Source organism: Rhodococcus oxybenzonivorans (assembly GCF_003130705.1).
Classification (GTDB): Bacteria; Actinomycetota; Actinomycetes; order Mycobacteriales; family Mycobacteriaceae; genus Rhodococcus_F; species Rhodococcus_F oxybenzonivorans.
Window position 1 is genome coordinate 1 of record NZ_CP021355.1, and the last position, 18,547, is coordinate 18,547.

Consider the following 18,547-nt stretch of genomic DNA (forward strand, 5'->3'; position numbering starts at 1 on the left):
AAAGAGTTTCATCGCGTCCGGTGAGTACATCAGCGGCAATAGTTCGCTGCGGGCGCGGCCGTCCCCGTGCTCACCGGACAGCGATCCGCCGTAGCCGGCGACGAGTGTGCTCGCCGCGACCAGGAAGTCCCGGAAGATGCCGTCGCCGCCGGGCTTGTCGAGCGGCCAATCGATGCGCACGTGCATGCATCCGTCACCGAAGTGCCCGTACGGCAGGCCGGTGACGCCGAATTCGTCCATCAGGGCGTCGAAGTCGCGTAGGTAGTCGCCCAGCATGGCCGGTGGCACGGCCGCATCCTCCCATCCTGCGTGCGCGGGCAGGCCGGCAGGACTGCGGCCGGCCAGTCCGGCACCATCGGCGCGAATCCGCCACAGCTGGGCGGTACGGCCCTCGTCGGTGACCACGAGGCTGTCCACGGCTCCGCAGTCCCGTCCGACCTGCCGGGCCCTGGCGATCGTCTCGTCCAGGTCGTCGCCGACGACCTCGACGAACAACCAGGCCGCCCCCGCAGGCAACGGCGGAACCGCATCCGGGCCGCGGCGCTCACGCACCACCTCGACGATCCGGGAATCGATACCCTCGCAGGCGGTCGGATCGAACTTCAGCACCAGCGGGGTCGCGTCACCCGCCGACGCGATGTCGGCGTACCCCAGCACGACCAGGACGCGGTGGGCGGGCTCGGACACCAAGCGGACCGTCGCGCGGGTTGCCACCGCGAGGGTGCCCTCCGTGCCGACCAGCATGCGGGTCACGTCGAACCGATTTTCCGGCAGCAGGTGTTCCAGGGCGTATCCGGACACCTGACGGCCGAATTGCCCGAGCTCGGTGCGAATGGTCGCCAAACCGGCGCGGGTGACCTGCTGTAGTGCACTCAGCGCCGGGGAGGCCGTCACCTCGCCGGCCGAACCCAGTTGCAACGACTCCCCGGTCCCGGTCAGAACGTGCAGGCCCTTCACGTTGTCTGAGGTCCGGCCGTATCCGAGCGTGCGCGAACCGCAGGCATTGTTTCCGATCATGCCGCCGATGGTGCAGCGAGTGAACGTCGATGGGTCGGGCCCGAATCGTAGGCCGTGCGGTGCAACGGCCTGCTGCAGCACCGTCTGAATCGTGCCCGGCTCGACGGTGGCGGTCTGTGCGTCCCTGTCGATCGACAGCACCCGGTTCATGTGCCGGCTGAAGTCGAGAATCAGTCCCGTCCCGACGGCGTTACCTGCAACGGAGGTGCCGCCACCGCGAGAGGTCAGCGGCACGCCCTCTCTGCGGCACACCGCGAGGGCGGCAGCGACCTCGTCGGCGTGGCGCGGCCGCGCGACGACCAGCGGTCGCACCCGGTACAGGGACGCATCGGACGAATAGGCAGCGCGGGTGGTGCCGTCGGAGAGAACGTCGCTCACTCCCGAACTGCGCAGCTCAGCGGCCAGTGATTCAGCGGAGATCATTCGTAGCATGCTACATGCACCTAGCATGCTACGAACAGCCCCGTGTTGTTACAGTGATCGGGTGGCAGACGAAGCGCTCGAACTCGAACCGCTCACCCCGTTCGCGGGACGACGGATGGAGCAGGCGATCGCGGCGGTGCGGGCGGCCATCGACGACGGCCGCATGAAACCGGGAGTGAAGTACTCGGTCTACCAACTCGCCGAGGGTCTGGGCATCTCCCGAACCCCGGTGCGGGACGCTTTGCTGCGCCTGGAAGAAGTGGGAGTCATCAAGTTCGAAGCACGCCAGGGCTTCCGCATTCTTCTCCCCCAGCCGAAGGAGATCGCGGAGATCTTCGCAGTCCGGTTGGCCCTGGAACTACCCGCGGTCCGCAAGGCCGCAGCCGTGGCCGACCCCACGCTCTCGGATGCACTGCAGCGGCAACGACGCCTGATGCAGGACGCCGCCGCCGGCGGCGACGAACACGAGTTCGCCCATCATGATCTCGGGCTTCACGACCTGATTCTCGACGCCGCCGACAACGCCCGAGCCCGCGCGATCGTCAAGACCCTTCGCGAGACCACCCGGCTGCTCGGGGCCAATACCGCCGACAAGACCAGAACACTCACCGACATCGACGACGAGCATGCACCCATCATCGATGCCATCATCGCCGGCAATCCAGTCGAGGCAGAGGCGGCAATGCGGGCACATCTGGAGAACACAGGAAGACTGCTGGTGACACAATCTATCCGCAGCGTTGGCGACCCGGGCCTGTCCACGGAAGAGATCTGGGCTACCGTCAATTCCTGACGGTAGCCGTCCCCAGACGGGGCCTACCGTCCCGCGACCGTGCCCGGTCTGGCGCATGATCGCGTGCGCGGCGGCGCCGGTGCGGAAGGCCTGGGTGACGAAACCCGGCCCGCAGCGAGTGCCCACCGAGTTGGGCGACGATGTTCTCGTCGTACCCGGCCTGGGCGGCGCGGCGGCGGATTGCCGCATGCAACGACGCCCGGACAGGGCGGTGCCCCCGAGGCTGCCATTCTTGCGGATCGACCGGAACAACGGCGACCGGGCCCTCATCCGCGGCAGCGCGCCGCGGCAGACTTGGTTGTCGAACGGCGGTGCGGTGCGCAGCAACCGGATCACCCCGGGACGGTTGGCGGTGTCGAAGGCGGCCCGACCTGCGCCCACCGGAAGTGTGCGCACGGTGGGCCACTGGGGCGCGAGGTGGTGAACGGCAGCGCCTTGACCGCTCCGGCGCCCTCCTGGTCGGTCTTCGATTGGCGCAGGCGGATGTCGATACCGTCGAGCCGGTGCACGCTGATGTCGCCGCAGTTCAGGGCGACGAGTTCGCTGCGCCAGAAGGCGCCTTCGAACCCCACCAAAATCAGGGCACTGTCACGCCGCTCGTACACCTCGGCCGCCCAGCCGGTAACAGCCCGCCGGACCGCGGAGACGATGGTGACGATGTCGTCGCCCAGCAGCGGCGCCCGCGGAATAGGTTGTGAGCGTATTGATTCGAGGATGCGCTCCTGCGCGACGAGCACGGGAGAGGGGCGCACACTCGCTTCACCGGGGATGCCTACCGCAGAAGCCGGTGAGCGCGACCTCTCGGACTGCGTATCGGATCGTCGGACCTCAGTTTCCTACTTTCGGCAGGGGGAGCGCGATGCGCAGTTTCGAGTCGATCGTCTGGCTGAGGGCGAGTGATTGGTCGAGCAACGGGCCCAAGGCTTGAACCTTCGTATCGGCCGCGGTCAGGGTGTTCACGATGTCCGCGGCCGGGGCGGCCGCCGCGTTCGCCTGATCGGTCGCGGACTGGCCGGCATCGATGATCCCGCCGAGCGGGGCGTCCGCGGACTTCAAGGCGTCCCCCAGAGACTGCAAGTGATCACCGAGCGAACCCAGAGTCTGGTCGGCTCTGGCGAGGGAGTCGAGTACCCCCACCACCTGGGGTAAACCCTCGTGGAGGGCCTGATCAGCGGGGGGCAACTGCTGCGCACCGTCCAGTGCCTGGTCGGTGGTGCCATCGACGATCTTCGCTTGTACCACTCCTTCTTTGAAGATGTCGTTCGAGATACTCAGATCGCGCGTCACGATCAGAATGCCAGCGAGAACCGCAATGGTAAAGGACAGGGCGATCGCCCAGGAGAGCCGAAACATCAAGTTCTACCTTTCACTCGCTCAGTGGTCGGCCACAAGCCGGTGCGGGCGGTCATGAGGGCGGTGCGGGTGCGACACCAAGGGCGGGGAGGTTCAGGTCATTGACCGGGGGGCCGATTACCGCGAGGAGGGGGCCGAACTCCTGCACGTGTGCGGCCTCTTCCCGAACGATTGCGAGGGTCGCAGAGATGGCGGAGGCTTTCGGGCCGAGCGCACCGAGGGATCCCTGGACGGTGGTCAGTCCGTGGTTGATCGCCTCCAGCTGGGTGGTCACCGATCCCACCGCAGTGGACAATCCGGCCACCGTCGGGCTCGCGGTGTCGGCACGACCGGTCACCTTCACGATGAGGTCGGGCAGAGGCGCCGCGATCTCGCTGACGGTACCGGTGGAGGCGTTCAGTGTCTTGGCTTGACCGGAGAGTTCGCTGGCCTTGTCGGTGAGTCCTTCGAGATCGTTCGCGAGCGGCGTCAGGGTCTGGATGTCGGAGGCCAGACGCGCGTGCTTGGGGACGAGAATCCCGGTCAGGGTGTCGAATTGGCCTGCGGAATCGATCAGCTCGAGACTGAGTTTCGACGGCCGCCCCAGCGGATCGCTCACATCACGCAGCGCGGGAAAGAACCCGTTGAGGGCGCACAGAACGACCGCCGACCCCGCACCCAGCACGAGTACGATCGCGGTCCACAACTTTTTGGTGATCATCGGTTCCCTCCGGGGGCAGGAATGAAGGCGTCGGTGGCGGGAACGAGCGCGAGCTTGTTCGTCGTGCGGGTGAGTTCCGCGTTGAGCTGGTTCACCAGGTCGAGTGCCTGGGTGAGTTCGTTGTCGACGCCGGTCACGGTCGTGTTCGCGCCTGCCGATATCTGGTGCAGGGAGGCCGCCGAGCCCTGCAATGTGGTGGCGACCCCCTCGAGCTGGCCGGCGATCTGTGTGTCACCTTGGCCGGCGGCGAGCAACGTGCGCGCGTTCGGCAGGAGGGCGTCGAGGTGGTCGACGTCGGTCGCGGTCGCAATGTTGAGCTGGGTCAAGACTCCTGTCAGTTCGTCGAGTTGTTTGCGGGCGGTGGCGGGCGCGGTCAGGTCCGCGCGTTGGGCGAAGAAGTCGTTGGTGAGGCGGAAGTTGTCCACGACGGTGCGCGCGCTGTGTTGCACCTGCAGCCCCTTGTGGATGGAGGCCACCACCAGTGCGAACAGGACGACGGCGATGACCGCGGCGAGGCGGCCCAGCCACTCGGTTGCCACCGAGAACCCGGTCGCGTCGGGGATCGCGGGCACCAGCACATCCGGCCGATGCGGCTTGGTGCCTTTCCGGTAGGGCAGCGCCGCCGCGGGCACATCGAATCGCTGATATCTGGTCAGGCCTCGGGGTGGGAAGGCGTCGGGAGGTAAATCGTTGCGCTGCTGCATATCACGTCCAGTGGAAGTAGTGTCGGATCGTCGACGGTGAAAGGGTGCTCAGCCGGGAAGTGGAAGCATCTGGTTGATCGTTTTCGCCGCCTCGACCGAGACCCTCAGGTCACTCACCAGCCCCTGCACGATCACCAGCAGCTGGTTGCCTTGCTCCCCGAACGCTTCCGCGGAGGACACCAACGGGAGCACGGTGTTCTGGACCTCGCCGAGGATGGACTGGATGTTGGTGAGCTGATCGTTGGTCATCTGGGCACCCGAGGTGCTGCTGGCCAGCATCGCCGCCGCCGGGGCGATCGCCTCATCCAACTTCGTCAGCAGTGGACCGAGCGCGGAGGTGGCATCGAGCGCGGTCTGTGCCGTGTGGGTGAGCTCGGTCAGTTGCCGGAGTTGGCCGGTCACTTTGTCGTTGACGTCGACGATGTCCTGGGAAGCGGCGATGCTCGTCACGTTGGCGCGCTGCTGGTTGTCGAGGCGGGTGTTCAGGTTGAACACCACGAACGTGAGCAGGCCGAGTACACCGACCGCCACGATCGCCAGAACCATCCGGGCGGGACCGCCGCGGCGTCCGAAGAAAATCACAGAACTTCTCCTATTTTCCTGACAGGTCGTTCGCGGATTCCTCCGCGGAGACCCGGGCATCGTGCACCTTCGCCGCTGTCGAACGGGCGTCGTCGAGGATTGCCCCCAACGTGGCGCTGTCGGCCGCGAGGGCCGCGGTAGCGCCGTCGACGGGAGGCTGCAACGAGTTGATGTGCGTTGTCAGAGTGTCGAGGGAGGCGACGAGGTCGGTCACGTTCGCGCCGGCCTGATCGAGCGTCGCCTGCACATCGCCGCTGATCTGACCGGTCAAGGTATGGAGCTCGGTAGTGACGGTCGCATCGGTGATGAGAACACTCGCGAGCGCGGTCTTCATCTTCTCCAGCGACGCGAACGCGGACAGGGTCACCTTCTCGTGCTCGACGATCTTGTCCAGCGCAGGGTTGTAGTTGCCGGCGGATACCACCGCCTGGTCCAGGCGGTAGGGGGTGGCGGTCAGGTTGTAGATCCGCGGGCCCAGGTAGAACACCGAGACCGGGATCAGGGCGAGCAGGAGCAACCCTCTGACGATGTTCGTGGCCTTCGACGCCCGAGGCGGTCCCCCGCCCTGCACGACGTCGTCGTCCGCATAGGGCAATTCGAACTGCATCGTCCGGTCCTCGGAGGCGTGACTGGCCGGGCGGCTGCGGCCCGAGAGCGAGGTCATGGTTCGATCACCGAGACCAACGCAATGGTGCGCAGCGCGGTCACGGTGTGGGTGAGCAGACCCTTCACGACGAGCTTGTGCTTCAAGATTTCCCCGAGCACCGTCATGCCCCGGCCGGTGAAGAAGCCCACCGGGATGAGCCCGCCGGCCTTCATCGGCAACTGTGACACATCCAGGATCTGATCGACGGTGGCGATGACGGTCACGGCTGGTTTCCCGACGACGTCGTTGTAGACGACCGCCTCGTCGGTGCCGAACACGATTGTGCAGGCGCTGTCGGTGTCCGTGCTGATAATGGAGACCGGTCGAGCGATCTTGCGTGCGAACTTGATTCGCGACGGAAAGTTCTCGAGGTTCTGCCCGAGCAGCATCCCGACGATGTTGGCGACGCCATTCGCGTCCTCACCATCGAACAAACTGACTGGGTACGTGCCGGATTTAACAGTAGTCATGAGGTGGGCCTTTCAGAGCAGGGTGACGGCGTTTCGTGCGGTCCTGCACGGACGACTCACCCGGATGAGGGGTCGGGCGCGTGCCCCGTGCGAGAGTTTCGTGGGATCAGACGTCCCAGTCGGTGGGGACCTGACCCCAGGTAAGCAGGAAGTTGTTGAGTGCTCCCGCGTTCTCGATCGCCGCGGACATCGGGCCCTTGGCGAACTTGATCTGCCCCTTCATCAGCAGCTTTCCGCCTTCTTCCTTACCCGCGGCGGCGGCCTGCCAGGTCTCGAGGCTGCCGTTGATGATCAGCCACAGCTCACTCTCGTCGAACGTCCGCGGCGTAAACGAGACGACCTTGCCCTCTTTGAATTCGAGATGGCAGGCGACATCGTCCCGGCCGATGACGCCGAATTCCAACTTGTTGGTGAACGTGTCAGGATCCTTGAAACCCTCGTACACCGCATCGTTGGCATTGACCGCGTCGAGTGCTGCGTCACACCACTCCTGTGAGAAGAGCTTCAGCTTGTCGGTCATCGATCCAATCTCCTTGTCCTTGATGGCCAGCGCGGCAATTACGCTGGTCGTGCTGCGCGGATTGTGCGGACCTGCCGTGCCACCGAAGGGGAACACGGCGCCTCCCTGGACCCACCGTTCAATCACCCTGAGACCGTTCATACCAGCGGAGGCATCACGGCCTCGACCTTCTCCGTCCAGCTTGAGCATCGCCGACCAATTGTCGCGATCCAGGCAGTGGTCGGCGTACTGGGTCGTGCTGTTCGAACTCGGAAGGTCTATCTCTCAATCGACGATGGACACAGGGCCCTCCTGCTGTTCGCTCGCAGCCATGGCCACCCATCTCGTAGTGGCCTGCGCGATCGCGATATTCGTGAGCATGCGTTGGATCGTCTCCGTGAAACGGCGGGGCGTCAGCAGTCTGGCGCATGCGATCGCAGCATGAAGGATGAGTACGGGCATCTATCGAACCTTCCAGGCTTTCGGCGAGGTCCCGAGTCGAGGCATCGGTTACGTCGCGAACGCGGTATCTGCTGGGGGAAGCTGGACCAGGCGTACCATTAAAGAACCTCTAGCACGGGCCGCTAGTTCGTGGTGGTGATTTCGTCGACGAGACGGCGCCACCGACGTCCGTTTTCGCGCGCCCCCTCGGCATAGGCCTCGGGTGCTGTCAGAAATGGGGGACGGGCGGGCCCGGCGTTGATGTAGCCAGCCTCGTCGAAGCGGAGCTTCTCCAGGGTGACGTTGTACTTGGAGAACTCGGGGAAGTTGGTACGGGCGAGGAACGGCTCGTAGGTCCAGTCGATCCGATGGGTCAGATGTCGCGCCTCATCGAGGTTTCCGGACGCGAGTGCGTCCCGGAGGGCGAGCACGGGCTCCGGGCCGCACAGCGCGCTGCTGCTCCAGCAACCAAGCGCCTCGTCCGGGTAGAGGGTGTGGGTCGCCAGCCAGTCGCTTTCGAGCGGCAGCAGCCGCATCTTGCCGTCGACCGCGGCGATGTCCACCGCGAATTTCGGGGTGACCGCAATGTATTTCGCGCCGATGACCTGGGGCAGCGTGGCGAGCTCGGCGTAGACCGGTGATGGGATCGGCCCTTTGAATGCTTCAGGGTTGTCGTAGAGCACGATCGCCATGTCGGGGAACGTGTCGGCGATATCGCGGTAGAAGGCGGCCATCGTGTCGGCGCCGAGTCCGCCCCACATCGGACGACCGAGGAACACCCCCTGGATCCCGAGACCTTCCAGGAAGCGGATCCGGTCGACGGTGTCACGGGTGTTCAGTGTGGTCGCCCCGATGAACAGCGGCAGGTCGGGGGCGACCTCGGACACGACTTCGGACACGCGCCGTGTGAATGCCTGCCACTCGGTGAGGGTCAGGGTTGCCATCTCGCCGAGCGTGCCGTTGGTGATGATGCCGTCGACGCCGTCGGCGATCAGCCGCCGGATCATCCGGTCCGTCTCCTCGAGGTCGACCGTGTCGCGCCCGGTGAGCTCCCCCGCGCCGGGGAGGGCCGGGGTCGGCGTGACCGCGACGACGCCGCGCAGGTCATTGACTCCGAACTTTTGTGCCATGCCATCTCCGATGTGAAGGTGTCGTTTCCAATGTCGTCGTTGACGTCCTAACGGTTCGGGACGCGCCCCTCCACGGTGGCCGCTGAAGGTCAGGAACGGCCGGGCTGGGCAGGAATGATCGCAGCGGACACCAGCCCGACGGCGGGGACCGTCGCCGGGCTGGTGGACGTCCGAACCCGTCACGGCGCGTGGGAGGAGTGGCCCGCCCACGCGCCGACCCTCACGGCGCGAGACCCGCCATCCGCGTCATACCGCGGACCCCGAGACCGCCGTCGCTGTTGATGATGGTGCCGGTCACCGCCGGGGTACGCTCCCGCGAGGCGAGAAGCGCGTATGCCCATGAGTGATCCTCAGGCTGGGCGACGATGCCCAGCGGATTGATGCCCTCGATCAAACCCTCGATGTCCGGCACGTCCTTGAGACGTTGGCCCTCGTTGGCCAGAGCGGGGATGCCGCGCAGCTCGGTGATGGTGCCGCCTGGTGCCACGCCGTTGACGCGCACCTTCGGCGCCAGCTCGTACGCGAGCTCGGTCACGAGGCCGCGGACGGCGAACTTCGACGACACATACAGCGGGCCGCCGCCACCGGGGTAGAACGCAGCGTTGGAGAGGGTGAGGATGATGTCGCCCTCGTTCTCGATCAGCTCGTCGAGCGCCGCCTTCACGCTGAGCAGGTTGCTCTTGACGTTGACGCCGAAGAGTTGATCGAACGCCTCGCTGATCTTGTCCTTGGGCAGTTGCGGAATCTCGGTGAAGTAGTCGAATACGCCGACGACGCAGACGAGCGTGGTGAGCGGCCCGAACGCGTCCACGACGTCGGCGACGGCGCGTTCGTTGTCGGCCATCGACGTGGCGTCGCCTTCCGTCACCACGACGGCGTCGACGGGCAGTGCGTTACGCAGGTCCTTCACCTTCTCCGGGGAGATCTCGAGGATCCCCACTTTTGCGCCCTGTTGCACGTAGAGCTCGACCACAGCGCGGCCGATACCCGATCCGCCGCCGGTGACGAGCGCCACCTTGCCGTCCAGGAATCCCAAGGGAATCAGTCCTTTCTGAATAGAGCCGACAGGGGGCTCGCTTTGAGTTCCGAGCCCGGTCCGTAGGGCGTGTCGAGCAGCGCCGAGTACATGTCCGGCGTCTGCCAGGTGAGGCTCTCGAGTTGCAGCGGATCCAGATGGGTCTGGAATCCGAGGCGCGGCGAGGTGATGACGAGACGCTCACCACTGCCGGTGCGGGTGTAGCCGACCTGGATCACCGTGAACTCGTTGGCGATCTGGATTATCGGTTCTCCGCGGTCGTTGTGGATGATGCTCATGTAGGCTCCTCCGTCACATGATCAGGGCGAGGTTGTGTGTCATTATCGTGGTCTGATCAAGCAGCACAACACGTTTGGCGAGACGGAAGCCGTCGCCCGCGCGCCGGAGCACGTCCTTACGCTCGCCCGAGAGGACGTCGTAGGTAGCAACGTCACCGCGGGTGCGGTAGAGCAGCAGGTTCGAGGTGACCTCGAACTCGTCCTCGCTATCGCCCGGCGCGACTTGAACGTTGGTGACGAAGTGCCGTGAGCGCGACGGCGGGTCCTCTGCCCACGCGTACTCGGTCTCGAGGCGCAGCACCCGCATCTCCATCGAGTCCGCGTCGTCGTCCATGTGGGCCATTCCCTCGACGACGTCGGTCACGGCCTCACGCTCCCGGGTGACCCTCAGGGGCACAATGTAGCTCAGGTCCTCGGCGACGAGGTCCAGCCATTCCCGGTACTTACCGGCGTCGAGCAGCCCGGCCTCCATGTAGAGCCATTCGGTGATCTCACGGACGGTGGTGTCCGAGATCTGTGTCTGCGTACTCATGGCCTACGCCTCCGCTTTCGCTGGGGTCTTGGGGGCGGCCGGCGCCGACGTCTCCGCCTTGCCGTTGCTGTTGCTGTTGCCGGCGTGCAGCGGTGTGTCCGCGAGCATGAGCTGCATCCAGTATTCGAGGAAGTTGCGCTGGTTGGCCTCGGCGTAGTCCAGCGGGTAGGCCTCCCCGGGTCCGGGCCAGTTCGGGTCGGGCTCGAGAACGCCGCGCCCCATCTGGTAGTTGAGCTCCCCTGTCTTGGCGAACTGACCACCCAGAACACGGGTGATACTGCGCCAGTTCTCGGCGTCGTCCTGTTCGAAGGCGCCGGAGATCCCGAAGGTGCGCAGGTAGGCCTTGTAGCTCTCGTCCTTGAACCAGTCGGGCGCCTCCTTTTCGACGAGGAAGAACGACATCACCTCCATCTTGTCCGGTCCGAGCGGGTGCCACAGGCGCAGCGTCAGGAACGGCGTCGGCGGGGAGAGGTGATCCTTGGCCATCAGGAAGTTGCCGATCGACAGATTCGGGAACACGGTGCCATGGATGAAGGCATTGGGCCGGAAGATCTCGACCTGCTCCGGCGTGAGCCGACGCCCCATTTCCTCGACGATGTTCTCCGGCATGCCCATGAACTCCGGCAGCGGCATACCCGGCGGCGGACCGATGATGCCCAGGCCGTGACCGTGCTCGGTGTGGACGTGCTCTCCGTAGAGCGCGAACTGCGGGTCGGGCGGGGCGAGCCCCAGCTCGACCATCGAGCGGTGGGTCATCATGGTGTGGTAGGCGTCGCCGACGAAGTTGTCTGCGCCGAGCTTCCAGTTCGCGTCGACCACCCACCGCTGCGGGGCGCCGACGACCTGCAGCCCGGCGTCACTGCGGTCCAGAACAATATCGAGGTAGAACTTCATATCGCCGAGGTAGTCCTCCAGCGAATCGGCGTTCGGGTCCAGCGAGCCGAAGATCAGGCCCTTGTAGGTGGCCAGGTTCGGCATCGGCCGCAGGTTCCAGTCGGACTTCTTCAGCTGATTGCCGTACGCGTCCTTGCCGGCCGGCACGCCGACCAGACTTCCCGTGTTGCTGTAGGTCCAGCCGTGGTACGGGCACCGGAAGTGCGAGGCGTTCCCCATCTCCGCGCGGCACACCTGCATACCGCGGTGGCGGCAAGCGTTGAGGTGCCCGCGGATTTCGCCGTCCTCGTCGCGGCAGACGATGAACTGATCCTCGGAGATGTACCGCACGACGTAATCGCCGCGCTCGGGGATCTCACTCTCGTGCGCGAGAAAGACCCACGCGTGACCGAAGACCCGCTCGCGCTCGACGTCGTGCACCTCGGGATCGTTGATGATCGAGGCGGGGACGGTCCAGTCGGACTTCACGTCGTGCAAACCCTTCTGGAGGGTCTGCCGGAGTTCGTTGCTCAGCATGCTTTCGGCTTTCTCGAGTCAGACATTCTCTTTCTCCTTCTGGAAGTGCAGGCCTACGAACCCTGAAAGTGCGAGCCTGCGAAGCTAATTCGATCCCGCGCAAAGCCAGCTACTTGACTGACGTTCTAACATGTTAGTATCTTTGCTCACATCGGTCAACATAATTTTGTGTCGCAGGTCACCGACGACCGGATTGTGTGTCGTGGGCCACCAACAAGGAGAGCGCAACATGACAACACCCGTCCTTTCACCCGAGTGGATGCAGACATATGGCGAGCTGTGGAACAACACCGAGGCGACACGCCAGGGACTCAAGAAACTGAGCATGGTCATCGAGTACCGACTCGCCGAGGACGAGAGCCGCGCAGGTCAGATCCAGGTGGTCCTCGGCGAGGTCGTCCGGGCGGGCGCCCCGGCTGACGGCGTCAAGCCCGAGTTCGTGCTGACAGCCAATACGGACACCTGGCAGCGCCTCGGCCTGGGCGAACTCCCGGCAGCCAAGGCGATGGTCACCCGCGAGGTCAAGTTCCGCGGCCCCATGGCGGTCGCTATGGCGAACCTTCCCTCCCTGGAAGCAGCGATGAAGATGATGGGCCAGATCGACGGCACCGACTGGTCGGTGTAACCGGAAAGCCTCGCGCACGAGGGTGAATGTCCGCCCTGCATCGAGCATCCGACGCCGCCGCGGAACAACAGATGAGGACCGTCCCGGTCGACGTGCGACCGGGACGCCGCCCTGGGCTTGGTCACATCATCAGCATTGGACATGCGCGGGTCGTGTACGGACGGCACTCCACCGATGATGCCGAGGGCGCGTTTCCTCGCCCTGCCGCAGCGAGATTGGGACCCGCTGCCGCCCTTGATCATTCCAACCTGAAGCGACGGGCGGGCCGTGCGGACCTCTCGTGGCGTAGCGCGTGCCCGTGCTCGTCGGCTGTCCACATCGTTCGTCTTTCCCTGGCGCGCGCCGCGGTTGGACGCTGCTGCGTCAGGGTGAAAGGGGTGTGGTCAGCGCAGTACTCAGGGCTCGCATGAACTGTGGCGCACGCAAGGGGGGCGCCGCTCGTCGGCCGGCGACCTTGCCGAACTCGTCGTCAGGCGGACGAGGCGCGGGGCATACTGGCCGGCATCACTTTGTACTGCTTGGTCGGGCGGTGCAGGCGCGGATCGCGCATCCACAGCGACACACGATCGCGGTGGGCCATCGCGAAGCGGCAGTACGACACACCCTCTGCCCGACAGGCGATCTCTTGCACATCGATTGGGAGCCCTGTCGCCTCCGAGGCCCAGCCCGCCGCGTATCCCGCCTGGAGATGGCAGGCCCGGCCGCGGTGCCCGTCGTTCAGCACCTCCCGCGCACTGAACGAGTTGTCCGACTCCCACAGCACGAGGAAGTCCTCGTCGAGCTTGGGCTCCCATAGCAGCAGTTGCACGTCTCCGTAGCCCGCCCATGCGAAGTGAAACGGGCCGGTAAGCACGCGATACTGCGGTTCGGTCATGCCGATCTTGCGGTCCGCGAAGAACGCCGCCGCGTGGCTGAGCCCGATGAGACGACCGAACCGGTACATCACCGCGGGTGCCAGCTCGGCACCGAGGATCTCGACCAGCTCGCGCGGCAGGTCGCTGGCCACGACGTGGGTCGGGACCAGGGCGTGTGGAACGCCGGCGAGCGACACCTGGGCATGGCCCGGGTCGCGCGTGAAGCGCTCCTGGTATTCACACATGTCGTCGAGGGCACGAGCGATCAATGCCGACAGCTGTGTCATGGCTTCTCTCCTCCTCGCTGCGGGGCGGCACCCTCCAGGTAGACGACGAAGCGGTCGCCGCACCGACGGGTGTGCTGCTCTGCGAGGGTCCGGGCACGCTTGGCGGTACGTCGCTCGAGCGCCTCGAAGATGGCCCGATGCTCGGTTCTGGATTCCGTCATCGACTCCCCCATCTGGTCGCCCGTGAACGGAAGCCGCGCAAGCTGATAGCGCAGCAGTGACCACACGCCCTCGACGGTCTGGATGAGCCGCGGCATGCCGCTACCCTCGATGATCTTCAGGTGGAACTCGTAGTTGAGGTCACCGTAGGCCACTTCGTCCCCATGATCAATGGCCGCTTCCATCCGCTCGAGCACGCCACCGAGCTCAGCGAGCTGCTTGGCGCTCATCGCTTTGGCGGCCACCTCGGCGGCAAGGCCCTCGAGCACGCCACGTATCGCGAACAGCTCGGTGACGGTCGTGGAACTCGGCCGAACAACGCGACACCCGACCTGGGGGATGATCTCCACGAGTCCCTCTGACTCCAGCCGCTTGAGGGCCTCGGACACCGGCGTGCGACTGATCTGCAGCTCCTCGGACAGAGCGTAAGTCGAGAGCGTGTCGCCCGGCTGCCAGCGACCGCGGAGGATCTCCGCGGTGAGCTGCTCATACGCTTGACCGCTTCGATTGAGGCGCTGACTGACCATGGGATCCTAGGTGTGCGAAGTGATCGATTCACTCCAGTGTATTGCACCGGTGGACGCGCAGCCGATCCGACTGGAATGTTACTACGCTAGTTGGGTACGGTTGATGCCACTGCGGTGTGGTGGATTACCCGAACCCATGCCGACGGCTTGGCCGACACCATGAACGGAACACGCGCCGGAACATCAAGCTCTGCAACGCTTCTTCGATAGGCCGCGCCGCTACGGACAACCGAGCCGAGGGTGCGTGGCGGGGTGTGATCTCGCCGAGGCCAGGTGATCGAGGGCCCCCCGGGTGATCGACGTCCGCGAGCAAGCATCCGTGCGCCCGCCGGCACCGCCGCACGATGCCTGCCGAGTCCCCACCCCCGATCCGTGGACCAGCCGTGTCCACCGATGGGGAGGTCTGTGGCAAACCGCCTTCCACTATGTCCAATAGCGCGCTAGCATACTAGTATCAAACGCACCGTGGAGGGTTCATGAAGATTCTGATCGCGACGGACGAGACACAGGCGGACCCGGCAACCGAGCTCTGGATCTGCGAGGTCTGTGAAGACGTGTACGACCCCCAGCTGGGTGACCCGGACGGTGGCATCCCCCCGGGAACTGCCTTCCAGGACATCCCCGACGACTGGGTCTGTCCGGTCTGTGGGGCGCGCAAGAAGGAATTCCGGAAGCTCAGGCCGGGCGAGGAATACCAGGATGTGAGCGAAGACCTCGTGACGGGAGAGCAGGGATGAGCACTTCCGGCCGCGTCCTCGTCTGCCTCAAGCAGGTACCCGCCCCGGGGGTGGTCGCCTTCGACGAACGCACCAAGCGCATTCGCCGCGATTCCGGCGCCGCGATCACCAACCCCGCCGATCTGTGTGCTCTCGCGCACGCGCTGTCGCTTCGCGACGCGCTCGGCTGGGAGGTGGCCGTCGTCACCATGGGGCCGCCCGCCGCCCAGGCCACCCTCGTCGACGCACTCCGCCGAGGCGCCGACCGCGCCGTCCATCTTCTCGACCGGCGTTTCGCTGGCGCCGACACGCTGGCGACGGCGCGCGCGATCACCCGGCTCGTCGAACGTGAAGCGCCGGACCTCGTCCTCACCGGCCGCTGGACGCTTGACGGCGCCACCGCACAGGTCGGGCCGCAGGTCGCCGAACTGGCCGGGCTGCCGCAACTCACGCAAGTCGTGGCGCTGCACACCGGCGACGACGGTCGCCTCCGGGCCGAGGTGGAAACCGACGTCGGCACGGAGGACTGGGCCATCGAGCTGCCGGCGTTGGTGTCGGTCGGACGTGGAATCGAGCCGCCCTGGGTCGTCGACGCCGCCGACGCCACGGCCATCGAGACGGTCACCGCCGATGATCTCGGAGGAGGGCCCCGCGACTTCGGGACCCGCGGCTCGCCGACCTTCGTCGTCGAGATCCGTCCCGGCCGCAGCATGCGCTCCACGGAGCACGGCGCCGACGCCCCCGCCGCCGCCAGCATGCTGGCCGCCGCGTTCGCGGCGGCCCGCGAGGACCTCTGGCCCGCGACCTACGCTGCCGGTCCGGCATCCCCGGCGCGGGAGATCTGGGCGGTCGCCGAGCCGCTGCCGGGTGGCGGGCTGCACCCCACCAGCCTCGAGGCCCTCGCCTGCGCCCGCTCGATCGCTGCCGAGCTGCACTCCACGACCGTTGCCGTCCTCCCCGGTGCGCACAGCAGCGACGCGCCGCGCGTCCTGCACGCGCACGGGGCGGACCGGGTGATCGTGCTCGGTGACGCCGGGCTCGAGGAGTACGCCACGGAGCCGTTCACGAGCGCCCTCAGTGCGGCGATCATCGCCGGCTCGCCGTTCGCGGTGATCGCCCCGTTCAGCGCCCGGGGGCGCGACTACGCGCCGCGCGTCGCGGCCCGGTTGGGCCTCGGGCTCACCGGGGATTTCGTCGCGCTCGAGGTACGCGGCGCGGACAGCGACGACCCGGACCTGCTCTGGCTCAAGCCGGCGCTCGCGGGGAGCGTGCTCGCGCCTGTCATCGCGCACACCACCCCATCGATGGGCACACTGCGCCCCGGATCCTTCCCGGTCGCCGCCGTCCGAGACGAGGGCGATCCGCAGGTCGAGGTCCTCGAGCCGGCCGCCAAGGCCGCCGACGACCGGTGCACGCCGATCGAGCGGCGCGTCGAGAATCCCGACGCTCCCCATCTGACAGCGGCGCGGGTGGTCATCGGCCTGGGCCCCGGGCTCGACGCGGCGACGCGCCGGGCGGCCGAGCGGTTGGCTCAGGCGACTGGCGGCGCGGTGGCGGCCACCCCAGCGGCGGTGGCCGCGGGCGACGCACCGCGGCAGATCGAGATCGGGCCACTCGCCCGCACGATCGCCCCCTCGATCTATCTGGGCCTGGGGAGACACGACCCCGGGACCCTCCGTGCGGTGACCGGAGCCGGGCAGATCGTCGTGGTGGACCCCGACGCCAAGCTCGACGAACTGTCCGGCCTCGCCGACGCAGTCGTCACCGCGGATATCGAACCGGTACTTGGTGATCTGTTGGAGCTTGTCGCGGCGGTGCACTAATCCCTCCTCCGGAACTGGCTCACCGTCCCGGTCGGCGCCGGTGAACGGATCGGGCAGCATCGCCAGCCACTTGCGCAGCAGCGCGTCGAGCCGTGCCCCGGTGAGCCGGTCGCAGATCGCCTGCAGCGCGGCCGGGTCGTCGACCGCGGCGAACGCGTTGTCGAGTGCAAGTGCGGTGAACCCGAGCCCGGCCCTCGCGGCCTGACGCTGGGCCCAGTGGCGGCCGTTGATACAGAGTTTGGCGTTGCAGGGGAAGGACGAGCAGAACTCGAGGAAGAACGGGCCGAAGTCGGCGGCGACGCAGTAGAAGTAGTAGTGGTTGACCATGCCGGTGGACCTGACGATCCACGGATAGCTCCGACCGTCGGCGTCGCGGCTTTTCTCGGTGATGGTGGGCTCCGGTGGGTCGGGCGGCCAGTAGGCCCACCAACCGCTACGACGATTCATACACCCAGATCGCCACTACGACCAGGGTCACCACCCCGACCCGCCGGTGCCCCTGAGCGCAGCCGCCATCACACGACTCGTCGGGCGGGCGAAGCCCCGTTAGGTCCAGGCCGAGAGGTCGAGTGCGATGTCGACGATCATGTCTTCTTCACCGCCGACGAGTCCGCGCCGCCCGACCTCGACGAGGATTTCGCGGGTGTCGAGTACGTAGGTGGTGGCCGCACGCTCCGCGTGCCGGAGGAAGCTGGAGTAAACGCCCGAGTAGCCCAAAGTGAGTGTCTCCCTGCCCACTTGCACCGGACGGTCCTGCAGCGGCCGGACGATGTCGTCAGCCGTGTCCTGCAACTTGAACAGGTCGCCGGTGTGCTTCCATCCGGTCAGGTCTGCGACGGCGATGAACGCTTCGATGGGGGTGTTGCCCGCTTCGAACTCCTTGCCCGGCCAGGGATGCGTCGACCCTGGCAGCTCCTTCCTCGACCGCAACCACGGAGTTAGCCACGGACAGTGTCAGATTCTGGTGTGCGTGGATTCCGATCTCCGTCTCGGGATCGAGGACCTCTCGGTAGGCGCGCATCCGCGCTCGTATGTCGTTCATGGTCAGACGGCCACCCGAGTCGGTGATGTACACGCAGTGCACGCCGTAGGCTTCCATCAGCTTGGCTTGCTCGGCGAGGTGCGTCGGTGACGCCCTGTGGCTCATCATCAGAAACCCGGAAACGACCATGCCCAATTCTCGTGCCGCGCTGATGTGCTGCGCGGAGACGTCCGCCTCGGTGGCGTGTCTGGCGACGCGGACCGATCTCACGCCGAGTGAATGCACGAGCTTCAGATCGTCGATGTTCCGATACCAGGCAGCAACAGTGTGGTCAGCCGCGCCGTCGTGACAGCTTATTCCCGTACCCGGCGAGTCTTTCTGCGTTCGCGATGTGCGCTACAGCTGAGGTGACGTCGAAGACGATGTCGATGTCTTCGAAGCCGGGCATGCCGATGAGACCGTCGACACCGGCAGCGGTAGCGGGCACTCCGAGACGGGTAGCCCGGGCCAGTCCGCCGGATCCGGCCCACGGCGGCTGCAGCATCCTCGATGGTGAGGCC

The 18,547-nt window shown here is 66.2% G+C and carries 20 protein-coding genes and 4 pseudogenes; 4 read left to right on the forward strand and 20 right to left on the reverse strand.

Features of this window, described 5'->3' with window-relative positions; translation table 11 throughout:
• Nucleotides 1-1,449, reverse strand: a pseudogene (locus CBI38_RS30685) (FAD-binding oxidoreductase); the annotation flags it as partial.
• Nucleotides 1,450-1,501: 52 nt separating this feature from the next.
• On the opposite strand from CBI38_RS30685, the gene CBI38_RS30690 reads away from it, so the two are divergent.
• Nucleotides 1,502-2,233 carry a GntR family transcriptional regulator gene (locus tag CBI38_RS30690; protein WP_007298117.1) on the forward strand — a complete coding sequence of 244 codons (732 nt, stop codon included), beginning with the start codon at nucleotides 1,502-1,504 and terminating at the stop codon, nucleotides 2,231-2,233.
• Nucleotides 2,234-2,272: 39 nt separating this feature from the next.
• Here CBI38_RS30690 and CBI38_RS30695 read toward each other — a convergent pair.
• From CBI38_RS30695 to CBI38_RS30755, 14 genes and pseudogenes are all read right to left on the reverse strand, one after another.
• A pseudogene (locus tag CBI38_RS30695) lies at nucleotides 2,273-2,919 on the reverse strand (site-specific integrase); the annotation flags it as partial.
• 142 nt (nucleotides 2,920-3,061) lie between these two features.
• Nucleotides 3,062-3,586, reverse strand: coding sequence for a hypothetical protein (locus CBI38_RS30700; RefSeq protein WP_007298119.1), 525 nt, complete (start codon nucleotides 3,584-3,586; stop codon nucleotides 3,062-3,064).
• A gap of 52 nt (nucleotides 3,587-3,638) precedes the next feature.
• The gene (locus tag CBI38_RS30705; RefSeq protein ID WP_007298120.1) at nucleotides 3,639-4,286 is read right to left on the reverse strand and encodes a hypothetical protein; all 648 of its coding nucleotides are present in this window, start codon (nucleotides 4,284-4,286) and stop codon (nucleotides 3,639-3,641) included.
• Nucleotides 4,283-4,990: a hypothetical protein gene (locus tag CBI38_RS30710; RefSeq protein WP_039951640.1), complete on the reverse strand. Its 708-nt coding sequence runs from the start codon at nucleotides 4,988-4,990 to the stop codon at nucleotides 4,283-4,285. Before CBI38_RS30710 ends, CBI38_RS30705 begins: the two co-directional genes overlap by 4 nt.
• A gap of 48 nt (nucleotides 4,991-5,038) precedes the next feature.
• Nucleotides 5,039-5,572 carry a hypothetical protein gene (locus CBI38_RS30715; protein WP_007298122.1) on the reverse strand — a complete coding sequence of 178 codons (534 nt, stop codon included), beginning with the start codon at nucleotides 5,570-5,572 and terminating at the stop codon, nucleotides 5,039-5,041.
• A gap of 10 nt (nucleotides 5,573-5,582) precedes the next feature.
• Nucleotides 5,583-6,236 (reverse strand): hypothetical protein, encoded by a 654-nt coding sequence (locus CBI38_RS30720; RefSeq protein WP_007298123.1) that lies wholly within the window; start codon nucleotides 6,234-6,236, stop codon nucleotides 5,583-5,585.
• Nucleotides 6,233-6,688 carry a hypothetical protein gene (locus CBI38_RS30725; RefSeq protein ID WP_109335492.1) on the reverse strand — a complete coding sequence of 152 codons (456 nt, stop codon included), beginning with the start codon at nucleotides 6,686-6,688 and terminating at the stop codon, nucleotides 6,233-6,235. Before CBI38_RS30725 ends, CBI38_RS30720 begins: the two co-directional genes overlap by 4 nt.
• Before the next feature lie 106 nt (nucleotides 6,689-6,794).
• Nucleotides 6,795-7,208 (reverse strand): SCP2 sterol-binding domain-containing protein, encoded by a 414-nt coding sequence (locus CBI38_RS30730; RefSeq protein ID WP_005253633.1) that lies wholly within the window; start codon nucleotides 7,206-7,208, stop codon nucleotides 6,795-6,797.
• Between the two features lie 264 nt (nucleotides 7,209-7,472).
• Nucleotides 7,473-7,649, reverse strand: coding sequence for a hypothetical protein (locus CBI38_RS38580; RefSeq protein WP_204165031.1), 177 nt, complete (start codon nucleotides 7,647-7,649; stop codon nucleotides 7,473-7,475).
• Between the two features lie 122 nt (nucleotides 7,650-7,771).
• A complete protein-coding gene (locus CBI38_RS30735; RefSeq protein WP_007298126.1) occupies nucleotides 7,772-8,758 on the reverse strand; it encodes a dihydrodipicolinate synthase family protein in 987 nt (328 codons plus the stop codon).
• A gap of 220 nt (nucleotides 8,759-8,978) precedes the next feature.
• Entirely contained in the window at nucleotides 8,979-9,794 is an 816-nt protein-coding gene (hcaB, locus tag CBI38_RS30740) for a 3-(cis-5,6-dihydroxycyclohexa-1,3-dien-1-yl)propanoate dehydrogenase (RefSeq protein WP_007298127.1), read from the reverse strand.
• Nucleotides 9,795-9,799: 5 nt separating this feature from the next.
• Nucleotides 9,800-10,072 (reverse strand): hypothetical protein, encoded by a 273-nt coding sequence (locus CBI38_RS30745; protein WP_005253629.1) that lies wholly within the window; start codon nucleotides 10,070-10,072, stop codon nucleotides 9,800-9,802.
• A 13-nt stretch (nucleotides 10,073-10,085) separates the two neighbouring features.
• Nucleotides 10,086-10,604, reverse strand: a complete 519-nt coding sequence (locus tag CBI38_RS30750; RefSeq protein WP_007298128.1) for an aromatic-ring-hydroxylating dioxygenase subunit beta — start codon at nucleotides 10,602-10,604, stop codon at nucleotides 10,086-10,088.
• Nucleotides 10,605-10,607: 3 nt separating this feature from the next.
• Entirely contained in the window at nucleotides 10,608-12,014 is a 1,407-nt protein-coding gene (locus tag CBI38_RS30755) for a Rieske 2Fe-2S domain-containing protein (RefSeq protein ID WP_109335493.1), read from the reverse strand.
• Nucleotides 12,015-12,243: 229 nt separating this feature from the next.
• On the opposite strand from CBI38_RS30755, the gene CBI38_RS30760 reads away from it, so the two are divergent.
• On the forward strand, nucleotides 12,244-12,639 hold the full coding sequence (locus tag CBI38_RS30760; RefSeq protein WP_007298130.1) for an SCP2 sterol-binding domain-containing protein: 396 nt from the start codon (nucleotides 12,244-12,246) through the stop codon (nucleotides 12,637-12,639).
• A gap of 469 nt (nucleotides 12,640-13,108) precedes the next feature.
• Here the strand turns inward: CBI38_RS30760 and CBI38_RS30765 are convergent, their stop codons facing one another.
• Both CBI38_RS30765 and CBI38_RS30770 read right to left on the reverse strand, forming a co-directional pair.
• The gene (locus tag CBI38_RS30765; protein WP_109335494.1) at nucleotides 13,109-13,780 is read right to left on the reverse strand and encodes a V4R domain-containing protein; all 672 of its coding nucleotides are present in this window, start codon (nucleotides 13,778-13,780) and stop codon (nucleotides 13,109-13,111) included.
• Nucleotides 13,777-14,466, reverse strand: coding sequence for a GntR family transcriptional regulator (locus CBI38_RS30770; protein WP_007298132.1), 690 nt, complete (start codon nucleotides 14,464-14,466; stop codon nucleotides 13,777-13,779). Before CBI38_RS30770 ends, CBI38_RS30765 begins: the two co-directional genes overlap by 4 nt.
• 476 nt (nucleotides 14,467-14,942) lie before the next feature.
• Between CBI38_RS30770 and CBI38_RS30775 the strand changes: the two genes are divergently transcribed.
• Nucleotides 14,943-15,203, forward strand: a complete 261-nt coding sequence (locus CBI38_RS30775) for a rubredoxin (protein WP_007298133.1) — start codon at nucleotides 14,943-14,945, stop codon at nucleotides 15,201-15,203.
• Nucleotides 15,200-17,005 (forward strand): FAD-binding protein, encoded by a 1,806-nt coding sequence (locus CBI38_RS30780; RefSeq protein WP_007298134.1) that lies wholly within the window; start codon nucleotides 15,200-15,202, stop codon nucleotides 17,003-17,005. The genes CBI38_RS30775 and CBI38_RS30780 overlap by 4 nt, the downstream gene beginning before the upstream one ends.
• A gap of 24 nt (nucleotides 17,006-17,029) precedes the next feature.
• Here CBI38_RS30780 and CBI38_RS39465 read toward each other — a convergent pair.
• The 3 genes and pseudogenes from CBI38_RS39465 to CBI38_RS39470 form a co-directional block, all read right to left on the reverse strand.
• Nucleotides 17,030-17,392: pseudogene (locus CBI38_RS39465) on the reverse strand (hypothetical protein); the annotation flags it as partial.
• A 159-nt stretch (nucleotides 17,393-17,551) separates the two neighbouring features.
• Nucleotides 17,552-18,337: pseudogene (gene dmpG / locus CBI38_RS30790) on the reverse strand (4-hydroxy-2-oxovalerate aldolase); the annotation flags it as partial.
• Nucleotides 18,319-18,531, reverse strand: a complete 213-nt coding sequence (locus CBI38_RS39470) for a hypothetical protein (protein WP_007298137.1) — start codon at nucleotides 18,529-18,531, stop codon at nucleotides 18,319-18,321. The pseudogene dmpG and the gene CBI38_RS39470, both read right to left, overlap by 19 nt.
• Between the last annotated feature and the right edge of the window lie 16 nt (nucleotides 18,532-18,547).

What these genes read in the sequence shown, in the direction of transcription:
- CBI38_RS30720 (WP_007298123.1), bottom strand. Translation starts at nt 6,236, where the DNA reads ATGACCTCGCTCTCGGGCCGCAGCCGCCCGGCCAGTCACGCCTCCGAG.
- CBI38_RS39470 (WP_007298137.1), bottom strand. Translation starts at nt 18,531, where the DNA reads ATGCTGCAGCCGCCGTGGGCCGGATCCGGCGGACTGGCCCGGGCTACC.
- CBI38_RS30775 (WP_007298133.1), top strand. Translation starts at nt 14,943, where the DNA reads ATGAAGATTCTGATCGCGACGGACGAGACACAGGCGGACCCGGCAACC.
- CBI38_RS30700 (WP_007298119.1), bottom strand. Translation starts at nt 3,586, where the DNA reads ATGTTTCGGCTCTCCTGGGCGATCGCCCTGTCCTTTACCATTGCGGTT.
- CBI38_RS30735 (WP_007298126.1), bottom strand. Translation starts at nt 8,758, where the DNA reads ATGGCACAAAAGTTCGGAGTCAATGACCTGCGCGGCGTCGTCGCGGTC.
- CBI38_RS30730 (WP_005253633.1), bottom strand. Translation starts at nt 7,208, where the DNA reads ATGACCGACAAGCTGAAGCTCTTCTCACAGGAGTGGTGTGACGCAGCA.
- CBI38_RS30755 (WP_109335493.1), bottom strand. Translation starts at nt 12,014, where the DNA reads ATGCTGAGCAACGAACTCCGGCAGACCCTCCAGAAGGGTTTGCACGAC.
- CBI38_RS30770 (WP_007298132.1), bottom strand. Translation starts at nt 14,466, where the DNA reads ATGGTCAGTCAGCGCCTCAATCGAAGCGGTCAAGCGTATGAGCAGCTC.
- CBI38_RS30745 (WP_005253629.1), bottom strand. Translation starts at nt 10,072, where the DNA reads ATGAGCATCATCCACAACGACCGCGGAGAACCGATAATCCAGATCGCC.
- CBI38_RS30765 (WP_109335494.1), bottom strand. Translation starts at nt 13,780, where the DNA reads ATGACACAGCTGTCGGCATTGATCGCTCGTGCCCTCGACGACATGTGT.
- CBI38_RS30705 (WP_007298120.1), bottom strand. Translation starts at nt 4,286, where the DNA reads ATGATCACCAAAAAGTTGTGGACCGCGATCGTACTCGTGCTGGGTGCG.
- CBI38_RS30710 (WP_039951640.1), bottom strand. Translation starts at nt 4,990, where the DNA reads ATGCAGCAGCGCAACGATTTACCTCCCGACGCCTTCCCACCCCGAGGC.
- CBI38_RS38580 (WP_204165031.1), bottom strand. Translation starts at nt 7,649, where the DNA reads ATGCCCGTACTCATCCTTCATGCTGCGATCGCATGCGCCAGACTGCTG.
- CBI38_RS30760 (WP_007298130.1), top strand. Translation starts at nt 12,244, where the DNA reads ATGACAACACCCGTCCTTTCACCCGAGTGGATGCAGACATATGGCGAG.
- CBI38_RS30725 (WP_109335492.1), bottom strand. Translation starts at nt 6,688, where the DNA reads ATGACTACTGTTAAATCCGGCACGTACCCAGTCAGTTTGTTCGATGGT.
- CBI38_RS30780 (WP_007298134.1), top strand. Translation starts at nt 15,200, where the DNA reads ATGAGCACTTCCGGCCGCGTCCTCGTCTGCCTCAAGCAGGTACCCGCC.
- CBI38_RS30750 (WP_007298128.1), bottom strand. Translation starts at nt 10,604, where the DNA reads ATGAGTACGCAGACACAGATCTCGGACACCACCGTCCGTGAGATCACC.